Annotated in this window: 1 pseudogene; it reads right to left on the reverse strand. The window is 60.8% G+C overall.

The annotated features are described in order from the left end of the window. Positions 1–689: pseudogene (locus tag FJ980_RS33995) on the reverse strand (hypothetical protein); the annotation flags it as partial. Positions 690–1,054 lie beyond the last annotated feature (365 nt).

Here is a 1,054-nt window from a genome sequence, read left to right on the forward strand (position 1 = left end):
GCATAGACCAGGCGAGGGTGAAGCATCTCATAGTCCACCTCGACGGTCTCGCCGCCGTCAATGACGAAGTGCTTGCGGTCCCTGGAGCGGACCTGCTGCCACCAGCCGCCATACATGCGACCGCCGAGCGTCCAGCCTCCGTTGTAGACGCGGTAGAGCTCGTTCATGCGAGTATAGACGGTGTGATCTCCCTCGCCCTCGTCCAAACCGCTCATGAAACCGGGGAAGAAGATCGTTCCTGCGTCCTCGTTCACGACGGCACCGTTGATCCCGTGAAGCCGGATTTCCGCATCTGAGATGTGACGGTTCACGGCTTCGAGAAATCGTCGGTCTCGCATGGTGCGCTCGGTGTCCCGGTAGCCGATCAGGTTTCCGCAGGCATCCTTAAGGCGGATGAGCTCTCTGGCACGGCGGTCGGCCTTCGGCAGCGAAAGTTCTGCAAGCTGCGGACCGGGAAGGAACGACGACTGGATGCCCGTACCTGTCGGGCCGCCCTTCACCTTGTCGTGCTCGACAAGCAGGCCAGCTGCGACCAGGGCATCCACGGCAGGCACAACGGTGTCGTATCCGTAGTCGGAGCCGTAGTAGCGGTCGGCGGCCGCATAGAAGACCTTCCGGCGGCTGTAGGAAATCCGCTTCGCTGGGTTCTCATGGGCGGACAGCGCCGCATCGTTAACGATCGATGCCATGGCTTTCTCGCCCCGTCGGCTCCTACAAGCGGGCAAGCCCAGAAGGCCAGACAGCGCGCGATAATCGGCCTTCCACACGAACGAAAGAGGCCTGTCGCGGTGAGCGATTTCAGCGCTGTCAACAATTGCGAGGTTTGACGCGGTGGGGCTCTGAGCGGCTGGGAAGTATCCCAGCCGGCCGCTCACTTGGAGCTGGCCTTTCGACTATTGACACAGATGGAGGGTGATACGATCATCTTCTGGTTCTCGTGAAAACCCCCGGAGGCCTGGCAGCCGTTGATGGGGGTTTTTCATTGCGCTGACATCAAGGGTCATAGCGGGCCGAGCGAAGGTCAAGCCGTCTTTGCCAACAATCGATCGATACT

Origin of the sequence: Mesorhizobium sp. B1-1-5, assembly GCF_006443065.1 — a bacterium.
Taxonomy (GTDB): domain Bacteria; phylum Pseudomonadota; class Alphaproteobacteria; order Rhizobiales; family Rhizobiaceae; genus Mesorhizobium.